The organism is Arthrobacter sp. 7Tela_A1 (genome assembly GCF_049311065.1).
GTDB lineage: Bacteria > Actinomycetota > Actinomycetes > Actinomycetales > Micrococcaceae > Arthrobacter_B.
Genome location: NZ_JAXIOO010000002.1, coordinates 12,617 through 27,866, shown reverse-complemented (window position 1 = coordinate 27,866; position 15,250 = coordinate 12,617). Strand labels below are relative to the sequence as shown.

At 65.9% G+C, this 15,250-nt stretch carries 14 protein-coding genes; 2 read left to right on the top strand and 12 right to left on the bottom strand.

What is annotated here, in order from left to right; genetic code table 11:
• Positions 1–50 precede the first annotated feature (50 nt).
• Positions 51–1,631, bottom strand: coding sequence for an MFS transporter (locus tag TVB01_RS01025; RefSeq protein WP_422453427.1), 1,581 nt, complete (start codon positions 1,629–1,631; stop codon positions 51–53).
• A gap of 234 nt (positions 1,632–1,865) precedes the next feature.
• Positions 1,866–2,639, bottom strand: a complete 774-nt coding sequence (locus tag TVB01_RS01020) for an SGNH/GDSL hydrolase family protein (protein WP_422453426.1) — start codon at positions 2,637–2,639, stop codon at positions 1,866–1,868.
• Positions 2,640–2,740: 101 nt separating this feature from the next.
• Here TVB01_RS01020 and TVB01_RS01015 point away from each other — a divergent pair, with 101 nt between their 5' ends.
• Positions 2,741–3,727 (top strand): diacylglycerol/lipid kinase family protein, encoded by a 987-nt coding sequence (locus tag TVB01_RS01015; RefSeq protein ID WP_422453425.1) that lies wholly within the window; start codon positions 2,741–2,743, stop codon positions 3,725–3,727.
• A 15-nt stretch (positions 3,728–3,742) separates the two neighbouring features.
• Here the strand turns inward: TVB01_RS01015 and TVB01_RS01010 are convergent, their stop codons facing one another.
• From TVB01_RS01010 to TVB01_RS00985, 6 genes are all read right to left on the bottom strand, one after another.
• Positions 3,743–4,561 (bottom strand): M23 family metallopeptidase, encoded by an 819-nt coding sequence (locus TVB01_RS01010; RefSeq protein WP_422453424.1) that lies wholly within the window; start codon positions 4,559–4,561, stop codon positions 3,743–3,745.
• A gap of 197 nt (positions 4,562–4,758) precedes the next feature.
• Positions 4,759–5,838, bottom strand: a complete 1,080-nt coding sequence (locus TVB01_RS01005; RefSeq protein WP_422453422.1) for a siderophore-interacting protein — start codon at positions 5,836–5,838, stop codon at positions 4,759–4,761.
• Complete coding sequence (locus TVB01_RS01000; protein ID WP_422453421.1) at positions 5,835–6,728, bottom strand: ABC transporter ATP-binding protein; 894 nt, start codon at positions 6,726–6,728, stop codon at positions 5,835–5,837. The genes TVB01_RS01005 and TVB01_RS01000 overlap by 4 nt, the downstream gene beginning before the upstream one ends.
• Positions 6,729–6,730: 2 nt before the next feature.
• Positions 6,731–7,672, bottom strand: coding sequence for a FecCD family ABC transporter permease (locus tag TVB01_RS00995; RefSeq protein WP_422453598.1), 942 nt, complete (start codon positions 7,670–7,672; stop codon positions 6,731–6,733).
• 113 nt (positions 7,673–7,785) lie between these two features.
• Complete coding sequence (locus TVB01_RS00990; RefSeq protein ID WP_422453419.1) at positions 7,786–8,844, bottom strand: FecCD family ABC transporter permease; 1,059 nt, start codon at positions 8,842–8,844, stop codon at positions 7,786–7,788.
• A gap of 112 nt (positions 8,845–8,956) precedes the next feature.
• A complete protein-coding gene (locus TVB01_RS00985) occupies positions 8,957–10,012 on the bottom strand; it encodes a glutathione S-transferase family protein (RefSeq protein ID WP_422453417.1) in 1,056 nt (351 codons plus the stop codon).
• A gap of 109 nt (positions 10,013–10,121) precedes the next feature.
• Between TVB01_RS00985 and TVB01_RS00980 the strand changes: the two genes are divergently transcribed.
• Positions 10,122–11,180, top strand: a complete 1,059-nt coding sequence (locus tag TVB01_RS00980) for an NAD-dependent epimerase/dehydratase family protein (RefSeq protein ID WP_422453415.1) — start codon at positions 10,122–10,124, stop codon at positions 11,178–11,180.
• Between the two features lie 46 nt (positions 11,181–11,226).
• On the opposite strand, the gene TVB01_RS00975 is transcribed toward TVB01_RS00980, so the two are convergent.
• The 4 genes from TVB01_RS00975 to TVB01_RS00960 all read right to left on the bottom strand — a co-directional run bounded on the left by TVB01_RS00975 (position 11,227) and on the right by TVB01_RS00960 (position 15,170).
• On the bottom strand, positions 11,227–12,297 hold the full coding sequence (locus tag TVB01_RS00975) for a YihY/virulence factor BrkB family protein (RefSeq protein WP_422453414.1): 1,071 nt from the start codon (positions 12,295–12,297) through the stop codon (positions 11,227–11,229).
• Positions 12,298–12,374: 77 nt separating this feature from the next.
• On the bottom strand, positions 12,375–12,686 hold the full coding sequence (locus TVB01_RS00970) for a PRC-barrel domain-containing protein (RefSeq protein WP_422453412.1): 312 nt from the start codon (positions 12,684–12,686) through the stop codon (positions 12,375–12,377).
• A gap of 106 nt (positions 12,687–12,792) precedes the next feature.
• The gene (locus TVB01_RS00965; RefSeq protein ID WP_422453411.1) at positions 12,793–14,046 is read right to left on the bottom strand and encodes a mechanosensitive ion channel family protein; all 1,254 of its coding nucleotides are present in this window, start codon (positions 14,044–14,046) and stop codon (positions 12,793–12,795) included.
• 77 nt (positions 14,047–14,123) lie between these two features.
• Positions 14,124–15,170, bottom strand: a complete 1,047-nt coding sequence (locus TVB01_RS00960) for an iron-siderophore ABC transporter substrate-binding protein (protein WP_422453409.1) — start codon at positions 15,168–15,170, stop codon at positions 14,124–14,126.
• Positions 15,171–15,250 lie beyond the last annotated feature (80 nt).

Genomic DNA, 15,250 nt, shown 5'->3' with positions numbered 1-15,250 from the left:
GTTCGCCGGGGAACGAAACCGCAACTGCCCTTTCGACAGCGGGGGACGGGTCAGCGCGCCGGTTCCGTATCGCCCGCGGGGTCCGGTGCCTGGTCGAACGGGAGGGAGTCCACGTCGAGCAGCGGGTTCTCGTCCTGGGTCTCCACGAGTTCCCGGGCTTCCGACTCCGTGGCAACGCTCGGCATGGACCCAGGCATGGGCCGGTTCGCCGATTCCTTCATGATGCCGATGGCGACCGCTCCAACGGCTGACGTGGCCATCAGGTAGTACGCGGGCATCATGTCGTCCCCGCTGATCTCGATCAGGCCCTGCATGATCAGGGGCGCCGTGCCGCCGAAGATAGCCACGGCGAAGTTGTACGCGATGCCCATCGCCCCGTAGCGGCTGGCGGTGGGGAACAGGGCAGGAAGCGACGACGCCAGGTTCGCCACGTAGAAGGTAACCGGGACAGCCAGCAGTGCCAGGCCAAGCAGGGTTGTCCAGATAGGGCCCTGGTCGATCAGCAGGAAGGACGGGATGGCGAAGACGATCGTGGTGCCCGCACCCATCCACAGCACCGGACGGCGTCCGATCCGGTCCGAGAGGCGCCCGGTCAACGGAATGCACAGGGCCATGGCGACCAGCACGGGGATGGTCAGGAGGGTCCCGTGCACCGGGTCATAGCCCTTGGAATCCGTCAGGTACGACGGCATGTAGGAGGTCAGCGCGTAGCCGACGGTGTTGGCTGCAGCCACCAGGACCATGGCCAGCACGATGGGCCTCCAGTAGGCGCGGAAGATGCCGAAGGTTCCCAGGGCCGCGGCGTCCTTGTCCGCCTCTTTCCCGGCGGCGGAGGCAGCCTGTTCCTCCTGGGCATCGAGGGTGGCTTGGAACGCCGGTGATTCTTCAATCTTGAGGCGGAAGTAAATGGCGATGGCCCCCAGCGGGCCGGCGATGAGGAACGGGATGCGCCAGCCCCAATCGAGCATCGTTTCTTCGCTCAGGGTCAGCTGCAGCGTGGAGACGGTCAGGGCGCCCAGCGCGAAGCCCATGTAACTGCCCAGGTCCAGGATGCTGGCGAGGAACCCCCGCCGCTTGTCCGGTGCATACTCCGAGACGAAGGTGGTGGCGCCGGCATACTCGCCGCCGGTGCTGAAGCCCTGCAGCAGCTTCATGAGAACCAGCAGCACAGGTGCTGCCATGCCGATCTGCGCATACCCGGGCAGCAGGCCGATGGCAAAAGTAGACGCGGCCATCAGGATCAACGTCGCGGCGAGGGTCTTCTGCCGGCCCACGCGGTCACCGATGCGGCCGAAGATCACACCGCCCAGCGGACGGGCGAGGAACGTTGCAGCGAAAACGCCAAGGCTGAACAGCAACTGGGAGGCCGGGTCCGCGTCAGAGAGGAAGACGGCGCCCATGGTGACGGCGAGGTAACCGTAAACACCAATATCAAACCATTCCATGGTGTTTCCGACGACGGTTCCGCCGACAGCTTTTTTCATCATTGAATGGTCGACGACGTTTACGTCTTCAACTTTCAGGCGGCGTTTCGTCAGCGGTCTCCGGCGTGGCTTGCCGTGCGGGGACGGTGCTCCAGGCGCTGCCGTACCGGGCGGTGCGGCGCTGTGATCAGGTGCTTCTTGCGGCATTTGGGCCTTCTTCTCTAGAGGTCATCTGCTGTGGGGCAATTGCATCCGATGCCGGGACAGGGCCCCGGCAGACCTACAACTCTAGAAAAGAAGGGAGAAAACTCCGAATCATAAGGGAACTTACGGGCGAGTTGGGAAATACCAAACCCGCCCATTCCCTGCAAATCCGGGGGAATGGGACTTTAGTGTGAAATGAGTCACACTGCCGGTCTGGGCGCCGCCGTTCCCTTCGGTTCAGCTCTCCGGAGTGATCTGCACCGGCACGGGATACCTGGCGCTGAGATTGTCTCCGGAGGACACACCCCGGAGCCGGCGCCCCACCCACGGACCGAGGTATTCCCGAGCCCAGCGGGCGTCATGCTTCAGCCGCTGGATCCGGTCACGTGCAGGCAGGGTGTCCAGCTCAGGTACGTCCAGCGCGTCACTGGCCCGGAGCACCTCGAGGACTTTCTTGGCTGTGAGGATGTGCCCTGCCGGAGACATGTGGAGACGGTCCACGTCCCAGTACCTTTCGTCCTGCAGCACCTTCATGCGCCAGTAGTCCACGAGGATTGCTCCGTGGGCGTCCGCTGCCTCACGCACCAGCTCGTTGTACAGGGCCGTCCGCCCCCTGGTCCGGCCGAAGATTGGAGACTGGCCGGAGTCGAAGCCGGTGAAGACCAGGACGGCGGCACCTCCGGAACGAAGGCGGCCTATGGCGTTGTCGTACGCCTGGACGATCGCGTCAATGTCGACCTTGGGCCGAAGGATGTCATTGCCGCCCGCATAAATGCTCACCAGGGACGGTTCCAGCGCCAGAGCCGGTTCGATCTGCTCATCGATGACCTGCCGCAGCTTCTTTCCGCGGATGGCGAGGTTGGCATAGCTCCACCCCGGATCCGCAAGGGTCAGCTGTTCAGCCACACGGTCCGCCCATCCCCGGACCCCGTTGGGCCGGGAAGGATCCCAGTCCCCCACGCCTTCGGTAAAGGAATCGCCAAGTGCCACATAAAGCCCGTTGTTAGTCACCAGCCCAGCCTACAAGCCGCTGCACCCCGGGTTTCGCCCGGGGTAGCCTGATCGCGGTTTAGACTCGGAGCCGGAACACTCCCCGTCAATCGAAGGGCACCATGTCCAGCCACACCGAGGCAGAAACGGCCCAGGCCCCATCGGTCAATCTCCGCCGCGCCGCCGTTGTCATCAATCCCACCAAGAAGACCGAGGTGGACATCCGCGCCCTGGTGGAGGAAACCTGCCGCGCGGAAGGCTGGGCCGAGCCGCTCTGGCTGGAGACCGAGGAAGATGACCCCGGGCACGGGATGGCCCGCCAGGCAATGGCGGAAGGGGCCGACGTCGTCATCGCCGCGGGCGGTGACGGCACCGTGCGCTGCGTGGCGGCCGAGCTCGCCGGTACCGACACTCCCCTGGGCCTGCTTCCGCTGGGCACCGGCAACCTGCTGGCACGCAACCTGGACGTCCCGGTCGATGACCCGGCCGGTGCCATCCGGGCCGCTCTGACCGGAACCGAACGCCGGATCGACGTCGTCCATGTCACGGTTGACGAGGCCGTGGACAGCGACATCTTCCTGGTCATGGCCGGGCTTGGTTATGACGCCGTGATGATGGGAGACACCAACACCGCGCTGAAGGACCGGGTGGGATGGCTCGCCTATGTGGACGCAGGGATCCGCAACCTTCCGGGCAAGCCGGTGAAGACCATGATTTCCATTGACGGCGGCAAGCCCTTTTCCCGCCGGCTCCGCAGCATCATGGGCGGCAACTGCGGCAAGATCATGGGCGGCCTGGAGGTCTTTCCCGGAGCACGGATAGACGACGGACTGCTCGACATCATGACCATGGCCCCCAAGGGCAGCCTTGGCTGGCTTTCCGTGGTTGCCGGGCTCCTGCGCCGCGGAAAAGGGCGAGGGACAGCGGTGGAATACTTCCAGTGCAAGAGCGCCGAGATCTGGGCCGATGTTCCGCAGGACTTCGAGATGGACGGCGATCATCTGGGTAACGCCACCCACCTGGCGCTGCGCGTCGATCCGCGGGCACTGCGCATCCGTATGCCCTACGGCAAGAAGGACCCGGCTATCCTGACGAACCCTACGCCGTAACGGCTCTTCCCGACCTCAGAGCCAGCCCATGGGATCCACGAACTCGCCGTGGATCATCACCTCGAAGTGCAGATGCGGTCCGGTGGAGTTCCCGGTGCTTCCAATGCCGCCGATCACCTGCGCCTCATCCACCCACTGGCCGGGCTCCACCCAAATGTCGTTGAGGTGGTTGTAGGTCGTCTGGACGCCGTCTCCGTGGTCCACGACAATCCGCAGTCCACCGCCGCCGGTGGTGTGCCATCCGGCTTCCGTGACCGTGCCTCCGCGGGCAGATTTCACGGGGGTTCCGGTGACACCGCTGAAGTCCGTGCCGGTATGCCATTCCTGGCCGTAGCCGGTCATCGGATTGATCCTCCAGCCAAACGGCGAGGTAACGGTCAGCTCATCCACGGGAACGGGCTGCTTTGGGGGAGCCTCGCCTTCCACGGGCGCCTCACCTTCCACGGGAGCCGTCGAGCCGACCCCTTCGCTCGATTCACCGTTGTCCCCGCCCTCGCCGGAGGACGTTTCCTCAGACGGGACGGTGCTTACCAGCTGCCGCTCCACTGCTCCTTCCGGCGCCGTGACGACGGCTGCCTCTGCCACTCCGAAAACCATGCCGGTGAGCAGCAGGGAAGCGCCCGCTCCCAGGGCTGCCGTCTTTTGGGTCGGGGAGTCAATGTTGCTGGCCTTTACCCGCAGTTCCTCCGTCCGCCGCGCAAGATCAGCCCACAGGCTGTCCCAGACAGGGCGGACGTGCTTTCCCTTTGCCCGGGAATGGGCCACGGCGTCTTCAAGTCTCCGGCGGACAGAGTCAGCGAGGTTCCGAACGGTCTCGTTGACGTGCAAAGTCATTCAGTTCTCCACTGTGAATAGGCAACAGTTCTGTCAGTGCTTTGCTGCTGGAGAAGGGTGCGTCGAATGCGCTATACGAGTGACTTCATCCAGTTTAAGCGACGGGCTCTTGACAGTGGAGGTTAAGTGTGAGATTGAACAGTGGCAGGTGGTCGGGCTTACGTTCGGAATGCTGCGGGACAGGCCACAGGCAGCGGTCAGGACAGCTCGGCGCGGCCCTGCCTCCAGTACCCCATGAACGCCACCTGCTTGCGGTCGATTCCAGCGTCCTTGACCAGGTACCGTCGCAGGCCGCGGACAACCGCTGCTTCCCCGGCGATCCAGGCGTAGAACGGCAGGGCACCGGCAGGCGTAGTGGGACTGGGCGAGTTCTCGAGTACCTCAGGCGCCAGCCGGGCAGGCGTCTCCCAGAGGATGGCCGAATCGATGTCCACATCCTCGGGTTCGAGTCCGCGGCCCGGGACCGGTGACGCCTGCCGAGCGCCGTCCGTTCCGCCGACACTCAGGTACCCCGGGACGGCAACGGCTTCCCTCACTGCTGCCTCGAGGAGCTCACCGTGCGGCCTGGCGCCGCGCGGGAGCCAGCTGACCTGGACCTTCGATGCGGTCTGGAGCGGCTGAATGTCCGCAGTATCAGGAACTTCGAGCAGTGCGTGGCCGGTGATGTCATTCGGGAGGTTTTCCAGGATCGAGGCAATGGCGGGCACAGCCGTCTCGTCACCGGCCAGCAGCACGTGCTGGGCCAGTCCGGGCCGCCATTCGATCCCGCCGTAGGACTCAGCCGTGATGCAGTTCACGGCATGGGGGCCGATAACCGTCACACGGTCGCCCGGCGTCGCGGCTGCCGCCCAGGAGGACGCCGGCCCTCCCACACCCGCCTCATCAAAGTGCAGGACGAAGTCGACGTCGATCTGGGGGTCAGCCGCACCGCACCGCGAGGCGCGGAGCGTGTACGTCCGCATCGAGCCGCGCTGGCTTGGGTCCATGGCGAGCCAGCGCTGGTACCAGCCGGCGTCGTCGCAGGCCAGTTCGGGCAGGTCCTGCCGCGTCCCGTCCTCCGCCAGGGGAGGAATGACCACCTTGATCCGCAGATCGTCGGCCGGTCCCTGCACGCCAAATTCCCGAAGGCATTCCCCGCCGAAGGTGATGCGCTGGAAGTTGGCGCTGATCCGCTGGACGGCGCGGACTTCGACGTCGAAGGCCATGACCGCTGCATTCGCACCCTGGCGGCGGGGACGGACAGCCGTACTTTCACGGCTGGGACGGGTAACGCTCATGAAGCTGCCTCCAGGGGATTGCGGGTTGCCGGGCGGAAATCGTGCGGATTGGGCAGGTAACCGGCAGCCGGTGCCTTCGGAGCCGGTTCGCGGTACCGCCGGGAGTGGTGCCTGCCGACAGGGACCACCATGGGCGTGCCGGACACCGGGTCAGGAATGACCGAGGCTTCCAGCCCGAACACGTTTCGAACCAGGTCGGCCGTGACGATGTCGGTCGGGACGCCTTGGGCCGCGATCGTCCCTTCCTTCATGGCGATGAGGTGGTCTGCGTAGCGGGCAGCCAGGTTGAGATCGTGCAGCACGATCACCACGGTGGTGCCGGCCCGCCTGTTCAAGTCCGTCACGACGTCCAGGACTTCGATCTGGTGGGTGACGTCAAGGAACGTGGTCGGCTCGTCAAGCAGCAGGATGTCCGTCTGCTGGGCCAGGGCCATGGCAATCCAGACCCGCTGGCGCTGCCCGCCGGACAGTTCGTCCACGTTCCGGCCCGCCAGCTCGAGCGTTCCGGTGGCTTCGAGCGCTGCCGCGACGGCGTCGTCGTCTTCCTCGCTCCACTGCCGGAACCATCCCTGATGCGGATAGCGGCCGCGGCCAACCAGGTCCGTGACCGTGATGCCCTCCGGGGCGTTGGGCGTCTGCGGCAGCAGGCCCACGGTGCGGGCGACTTCCTTGGTAGGAATCGTGCCGATATCGCGGCCATTGAGGTGGACGACGCCGGAAGCGGGCTTGAGCAGGCGCGCCAGACCGCGCAGCAGCGTCGACTTGCCGCAGGCGTTGGCGCCGACGATCACCGTGATCTGCCCGGGCGGGAGTTCGACGGTCAGTCCGTCGACCACCAGCCGGTCACCATAGGAGAGCACCAGGTCCTGTGCTCCCAGCTTGTTCTGCATTCTTAGCCTCCTCGGCCAACACGGTTGGAGCTGACCAGCAGCCACAGCAGGAACGGCGCTCCCAGCGCACCGGAGATTACGCCGACCGGGAGGACGGTCCCCGGGATGAGGTTGTGGCCCGCGAAGTCTGCGGCGAGGAGAATCACCGCTCCGGTCAGCCCCGCTGCTGCCAGCGAAGCCCGGCCGCCGATGAGCCGGCGCGAGATCGGTCCGGCAAGGAACGCCACAAAAACCACCGGGCCGGCTGCCGCCGTGGCTACGGCGGCAAGGGCAACGCCGGTGAAGAGCAGTCCGGCGCGGGTGCGTTCCACGGGCAGTCCAAGTCCGGCAGCAAAGTCGTCACCGAGTTCCAGGACCCGAAGGCGCCTGCCCAGCAGGGCAGCAGCGGGCAGCAGCACCGCGAGGGCAAGCGCAACGATGCCGGCACGTTCCCAGGTGGCGGAGTTCAGCGAACCGGTGAGCCAGACCAGCGACTCGGCTGCGGTGCGTACGTCGGTACGGGTCAGCAGGAAATTCACGACAGCCTGGAGCACGGCGGCAAACCCGATGCCGATCAGGACGAGCCTGGCCCCGGAAGCGCCTCCGCGCCGGGTCAGCAGGTGCAGGGCCAGCGCAATGGCGACGGCACCCGCCAGAGCGGCCAGCGAGACCGCGCCCCCGGTGGCGCCGAACGCCACCATGGCCGTCACCGCTGCGGCAGAGGCGCCGTAACTTATGCCGATGATGTCCGGGCTGGCCAGCGGGTTGCGCAGCATGGTCTGGAACAGGTGCCCTGAGACGCCGAACGCGGCGCCGATCAGGATGGCGGTCACCGCGCGCGGCAGCTTGCTTTCCATCACGATGAAGGACGCTCCGGGAATCCTCTCGCCGCCCAGGATCCGCAGGAAGTCCGGGATGGTGACGGTGTAGCTGCCCAGCAGGACACTGACGAAAAACAGCACCACGACGGCGCCGGCAAGGGCGGCGAGGACGGTGTTGCGGCGGCGTCCCGTGTGCCGGCGGGTGCGGCGGACCAGGTCGGCCCCTGCGCGGCGCTCCTCAGAGAGGACTGCGGGGCTCACAGTTCAGCCAGCTTCCGCCGCCGGACGATGGCAATGAAGACGGGAGCTCCGATCACCGCGGTCATGATGCCGACCGGGATTTCACCGGGAGGCAGGACCAGGCGGCCAACGACGTCGGAAACCAGCAGCAGCAGCGGTGCCAGCACGGCTGAGAGCACCAGGATCCACCGGTAATCGGGACCAGCCAGGCCGCGGACCAGGTGCGGGATGACCAGGCCAAGGAAGGCGATGGGCCCGGCGGCTGCCGTTGCCGCGCCGCAGAGCAGGACCACGCCCACAGCCATGATGCCGCGTGAGGCATTGACCCGCTGGCCCAGCCCGCGGGCGACGTCGTCGCCCAGGCTCAGTCCGTTGAGCGCCCGTCCGGATGCCAGCAGGATCACGGCACCGGCGGCAAGGAAGGGAACCAGCGGAACGAGCACGTCCCAGCCGCGGCCGGAAACCGTGCCGACCTGCCAGAAGCGGAAGGTGTCCAGGGTCTGCCGACTGGTCACGAGGACCGCGGAGAGCAAGCTGGTAAGTCCGGCGGTCAGGGCGGCACCCGCCAGCGCCAGTTTCACCGGGGTGGCGCCTTCCCTGCCCAGTGCGGCGACGGAGTACACCACCAGGGCTGCCAGGGCCGTGCCGGCCAGCGCGAACCAGACATATCCGGTAAAAGAGGTGACGCCAAAAACGTAGATCGCGGTAACGACGGCGAAGGCAGCCCCTGCGTTCAGGCCCATGATGCCGGGGTCTGCCAGCGGATTGCGGGTCATCCCCTGCAATGCGGTGCCCGCGAGTCCCAGCGCGGCGCCGACGAGCAGCGCCATGACGGTGCGCGGCAGCCGGCTCAGCACCACGGCATGGTCCCCGTTCGCTGCGTCCGGGCCGGTCAGCGCCTGCCAGACGGTGTCCAGGGACAGCGGCCGGGCGCCCAGGGCTACGGAGGCGAAGCACGCCAGGACCAAGGCGATCACACCGGCCGCAAGGAGGGCGGCGGGGCTGATCCGCCTGCTGTTTCGTGCCGGGGGCGCGGGAACGCCGACGGAGGTGCGGTCAACTGCCGTTGAGGTCACGGCGGCACCTCCTGGGGCGTGCGGAATCGGGGCTAAAGTAAGGCTAACCTACGGTAGGACACATTAAGAAACATTTGTATGCCGTATTAGCCCTCAAGACCCTTCCGTTTGCCTACGCGGCCCCGTGGCCCGGGGTGACTTCCTCGCCGGGCCGAACCGGCCCCGGGGCGGTGCCGTTTCCGAAAGGACGGCCGCCGAGCTCCTCGCGGCCGTGCGGCGTCAGCCAGACGGAGTTATCCGGTCCCGCCGGGACGATCTTCGTCGGATTAATGTCCTCATGCACGATGTAGTAGTGCTGCTTGATCTGCACGAAGTCCACGGTGTCGCCGAAGCCCGGTGTCTGGAACAGGTCCCTGGCATAACCCCACAGGGCGGGCATCTCGGTGAGCTTGTTCCGGTTGCACTTGAAGTGTCCGTGGTAGACGGCATCGAAGCGGACCAGCGTGGTGAACAGCCGGACATCGGCTTCCGTAATGGTGTCCCCCACCAGGTAGCGCTGCGTGGAAAGGCGCTCTTCCAGCCAGTCCATGGCAGTCCACAGCCGCTCGTAGGCGGCGTCGTATGCTTCCTGCGATCCGGCGAAACCGCAGCGGTAGACGCCGTTGTTCACTTCGGTGAAGATCCGCTTGTTGACCTTGCGCATCTCCTCAACGTGCTCGGCCGGCCAGAGGTCCGGGGCGCCGTCGCGGTGGAACTCCGTCCACTCGCTGCTGAAGTCTTCGGTGATCTGCGGGAAGTTGTTGGTGACGACGGCGCCGGTCGGGATATCTACGACCGCCGGAACGGTGATGCCGCGCGAGTAGCCGGGAGTCCGTCGGAAGAAGGCTTCCTGCAGCCGCTCGATGCCGAGTACCGGATCCTTGCCGTCCGGATCCAGGTCGAAGGTCCAGCTGCGCGAATCGTGGGTGGGGCCGGGCGTGCCGAGGGAGATGGCGTCTTCGAGGCCGAGGAGGCGGCGCACGATGATGGTGCGGTTCGCCCAGGGGCAGGCGCGGGCTGCGATCAGCCGGTAGCGTCCGGCTTCGACGGGGTACCCGTCACGGCCGTCGCGGGTGATGCGCGTCTCGATGTAGTTGGTGTCCCGGGTGTACTCCTGCCCGCCGGAGACATAGGAGCCCTTGGTGCTGTAGTCAGCGCCGGTTTCAGCCTTCTGGGTTGCATCCGCCATGATCGTTCCGTCCTCAAGCCGTGGTCTTCCTTCCACCCTAGCGCCCTGCCCGCAGCCGGTGCTTCGGCGGTAGAGTCGTGGACCAGACCCAAACCAGCACGCTGAGCTTGTGGAAGAAGGGACTATCCCGATGCGCGTAGCCGTCCTCGGAGCAACCGGAAATGTAGGTACCGCCGTCCTGCGCCGCCTGCAGGCCGCCCGTACGGAGCGGGAGAACGGATTGGAGATTGTCGGCGTGGCGCGCCGGACTCCGCTGCAGGCAACCGGTCCGTACGAAGGCGTCGAGTGGCACAGCATCGATGTCGCTTCCCCTACCGGACACGATGAACTGGCCGAGGCCCTGGCCGGCGTCGATTCGGTGGTCCATCTTGTCTGGGCCATCCAGCCCAACCGTGACGAAGCCGAACTGCACCGGATCAACGTCCGGGGCACGGAGAACATGCTCTCCGCCGTTGCGGAGGCGGGTGTGCGCCAGGTGGTCTGCGCTTCCTCGGTCGGAGCCTACTCCCCCGCCCCGAAGGACCGGCTCACCGATGAGAGCTGGCCGGCGCGCGGCATTGCCACCTCGCATTACAGCCGGCACAAGGGCGAGCAGGAGGAGCTGCTTGACGAGTTCGAGCGGCAGTACCCGGAGATCCCCGTCGCCCGGCTGCGCCCGGGCCTGATCTTCCAGTCAGACGCCGGGAGCGAGATTGGCCGCTACTTCCTGGGTCCGCTGGTTCCGCGGTTCATCCTCAACAAGCTGAGCCTCCCGCTGATTCCGCTTCCGGAAGAGTTCTCCTTCCAGATCGTCCACGCCGATGACATTGCCGATGCATACTGGCGCGTTATCGACCAGCGGGCTGAAGGTGCCTTCAACATTGCCGCAGATCCGGTCATCACCCCCGAGCTCCTCGCGGGCATGCTGGGGGCGCGGCGGATCATCAATATTCCGTTGCGCGTGATCCGGACCCTGGTGGGGATCACCTGGGCAGCCGGACTGCAGGCCACGGACCCGGGCTGGATCGACATGGCAGCGGGTGCGCCGCTGATGGACACCTCCCGGGCACGGGATGTCCTGGGCTGGGAGCCCAAGCGGTCTTCGCTGCGGGCTTTCCAGGATGTCCTGGACGGACTCAGTGAGCAGGCCGGCGTTCCGGCCTCACCGCTGCTGGGCCCCGGGAGGTAGGAGCGCGCCTCCCGTCCTTCTCCGGCGGTCAGGACGGGAACTGGAACTACAGCTCGTCGTCGAAATCCTTGCCCGCATGCTGCTGGCGAAGCTCGCGTCCCTGTTCGACGTCCTTCTGTTCCTGTTCGGCACGCTTGTCGATCTGGCGTGTGTCGCGCGGCGGCAGCTGGATGGAGTGCTCCGCCTGGATGCCTGCCTGGAGCTCCCGGCCGCGTTCCACCTCTGCGTCGAACTCCGCGCCGAACAGCAGCGAAATGTTGGCAAGCCAGATCCACAGCAGGAGCACGATCACGCCGCCGATCGCTCCGTAGGTCGCGTTGTAGCTGCCGAAGTTTCCCACGTAGAACGCGAAGCCCAGCGTTGAAATGGCCAGGACCACCAGGGCCAGGAAGCCGCCCATGCTCATCCAGCGGAACTTGGGCTGCTTCACGTTGGGGGTGGCGTAGTACAGCAGCGCGATGAGCACGACCGCGAAGATGACCATCACCGGCCATTTGGCGATGTTCCAGACGAGCACGGCTTCGCTGCCCATTCCGATGAAGTTGCCGATCGTCTCCGCTACCGGACCGCTCACCACCAGCATGATCAGCAGGCTGGCTGCCAGGAGGATCATGATCAGGGTTACGAGCAGCTGCAGCGGGCGCAGCTTCCAGATCGGGCGCCCCTCTTCGACCTCGTAGATCCGGTTCATGGACCGGCCGAAAGCACCAACGTAACCGGACGCGGACCAGAGAGCGCCGGCAATGCCGACGAAGAGCGCCAGGCCCGCCCCGCGGGACGAAGTCAGCTGCTCGATCGGCCCCTTCAGCACGTCCACGGCTTCCTTCGGGGCAAAACCGCCCAGGTACTCCAGCATTGCGTCGGTGGTGGACTCTGCCTGGCCCACCAGTCCGAGGATCGAGACCATGGCCAACAGTCCCGGGAAAAGGGACAGGACGGTGTAATAGGTCAGCGCTGCAGCGAGGTCGGTGCACTGGTCCTTGGAGAACTCGCGCACGGTCTTGCGGAAGATGAATTTCCAGCTGGGCTTGGTGACCTCGGTCGGATTGTCCGGCTTGGACGCCGTGCTTAGTGATCCGCCGTCCTGGCGGTCGGCGTCGTTGTCCTGCTGAGCCATGGGCCCTCCTGGCTGGTCGAATCCCGGATGTCCATCGTATTGCTAAGCAGGCTTACATCCAACCCGGCCCGCCGGGGTCACCAGGACTTGTAGTAGTCCTCCAGCTGCGCTTCTTCTTCCGGTGTCAGAGCGCCGCCGTGATCCATGTCGGGCGAATCCTCGATGGCCTTGCGGGAGTAGTCCACGTACAGATCGTCATCATCCCGCCGCGAGCCGGTGAGCGGGACGAAGTACTGCCGGCCCTCGAACAGCCCCAGTGCCACCGTGATCCAGGCCGGCTGGCCCGTGGCGCGGTCCAGGTGGACATTGCCCACCAGGCCCAGCCGCTCACCGTCCTTCGCCCATACGTTGGAGCCCTGCAATTCGTGGATCACGTACTGGTCGGCCATGTTCTTGGTTCCTTCCGTCGCGGTGCATGGTTTCAGCCCTTCCGGCACCCTTGCGGGCGGCGGGTGGTTATCATTCCAGCCCCTCGGCCCCCGGGCTTGTCAACACCTAGCGGTCCACGCGCTCGTCGCGATCCTCCCATGCTTCCTGCCCGGGGCCGGAAAAATTGCGGTTCCGTTCCACGGCGTCGATGCTGCCTGTGAACAGCTGCGACGTGCTGGTATCTTCCGGGCCGCCGCTGCGGCGCGGCTGCTGCCGGTATCCGGAAAGCTGCCGAACGCCGTCGTCCAGCCGCTCGAACCGCTGGCGCGGAAGGGCGGCGGGATGGTTCTGCTGCAGGAAGGAAACCAGTGATTCCCGCACCAGGCAGCGCAGGTCGAACAGTGTTCCGCTGTCCGGTGCGGAGACCAGGATGCGCACCCGGACCAGTCCCTTGATGGCGTCGGTAATCTGCAGCACCCCGGTGCGCCCGTCCCAGAGGTCGGTCCCGGCCAGGACGCGCTTGAGTTCAGAGCGGAGTTCTGCGATCGGCGCGTCCCAGTCCAGGTCGAGTTCCACGGTGCCCAGGATCGCGGACTGCGTGCGGGTCCAGTTTTCGAACGGAGTCGACGTGAAGTAGGTCGAGGGCAGGATCAGCCGGCGGTCATCCCAGATGTGCACCACGACGTAGGTCATGGTGATTTCTTCGATGGTTCCCCACTGGCCTTCCACGACCACCACGTCATCCACCCGGATTGCGTCCGTGAACGCGAGCTGCAGGCCCGCGAAGACGTTGCCGAGTGTGCTCTGCACGGCGAGGCCGGCAACGATGGAGAGGAGACCGGCGGAGGCCAGCAGGCCGGCGCCGAGCGCGCGGACTTCTTCGATGGTGAGCAGGACGCACGCCACGGCAACGGTGATGACCAGCGCGACGGCGACGCGGCGGCCAAGGATCACCTGGGTCTTCAGGCGGCGCAGGCGGCGGTTGTCCTTGGTGTCGGTGTCGTACTTGGTCAGGATGATTGCCTCGACGATCAGCAGGGCGACGACGGCGAGCCACCCAAGAGCCGCGATCAGCCCGATCACCAGCACGTAGTCCACCGTCTCGTACCAGGACTCCGTCCGTGCGGTGGTGCCGAGGGCGATCCGGGAACCAATCAGCGCCAGGACCAGGCGCAGCGGGTTCCGGCCGAGGGCAGTCACGTCCCGGATATGCGGGACCCTGCGGAACAGCCGTGTGGCAGAGCCCCGCACAATCCGGGCTGCAATCAGCGCGGCGGCTACTGCAATCAGGACGGCGATCAGCGGGCGAAGCGGTTCAAGGGCGTCGAAGAATTCCTGCATGAAGCCGATCATGGCAAACCTGCCCGGGGGGCTGTCCAATTCTGTGAGCTGGGTCCTTTAACGCCGAAGTGCCCCTCGGGTACGACGTGGAGGGGCACTTCGAAACGCGCAGCGGCCTACTTGACCTGCGCTGCAGCCTCGCCGAGCAGGGGAACGAAGTTGTCCAGTGCATAGGGAATGCTCAGCACGTTGGCTGCCGAAATGGACAGCGTCAGCGTGTTGTCGGAATCAGCAACCAGACCTCCGTTTTTGAGCGCAGGAATCTGGCTCAGCAGCGGATCGGCGGTGATGGCATCCTTGGCGGCATCATCGGCAACCCAGCTCACGAAGAGGTCCGCCTCCAGCTCATTGGCACGCTCCGGCGACCAGGTGAGGTAGAAGGCATCCTCCGGCGCGTTTTCATCCACGATCGGCGCCTGGACCATGCCCAGCTCCTTCAGGAACTTCGGCCGGTTGTCACCGGAGGTGTAGATGGAAATCTGGTCGGCACCGGCGGTGGTATCCAGGTTGCCGTAAATGAAGCTGGTCCCGGCGAGATCGGGGTACTCGGCGGCCTTGTCGGCAATGGCCTTTTCCGTGTCCTCGACCAGCTGGGCTGCTTCGTCGCTCTTGCCGAGGGCTTCGCCGATCATCGCTGCCGAATCCTGCCAGGACGTGTAATACGGCGTCTCGGGGTAGGCGACGACGGGAGCGATCGCGCTGAGCTTCTTGTACTCCTCTTCAGTGATGCCGGAGTACGCAGCCAGGATGACGTCAGGAGTGGTGGCAGCGATCTCGTCGAAGTTGATGCCGTCGGTCTCGGAGTACTGGACCGGCGCGTCTTCGGAGCCGATGGGAGCGCCGAGTTCCTCGAGCGCGTCGTCGATCCACGGCGTCGTGCCGTTTTCATTCCCGCCCCACTCATACAGCGGCATGCCAACGGGCACGACGCCGAGGGCCAGGGCCGTGTCCGTGTTCACCCAGGAAACGGTTGCCACGCGCTCCGGCGCAGATTCGATCGTCGTTTCACCGAAAGCGTGCTCAATGGTGACCGGGAACTGGTCGCTGGAGCCGGCAGTGCTTCCGGTGCCCGCATCCGACGTGGAACCGGTGGAGCAGGCAGACAGGGACAGCGCGGCGACGGCGGCGGCGGCCGCAAGGCTGCGCAGGCGGGACAGGGCCATTTGGGCTCCTCGATAGTGCAGTATGTGGACGGGAGATGCCGGACGTTTATTCGGCAAGGTAAGGCTAACCTACGGATACC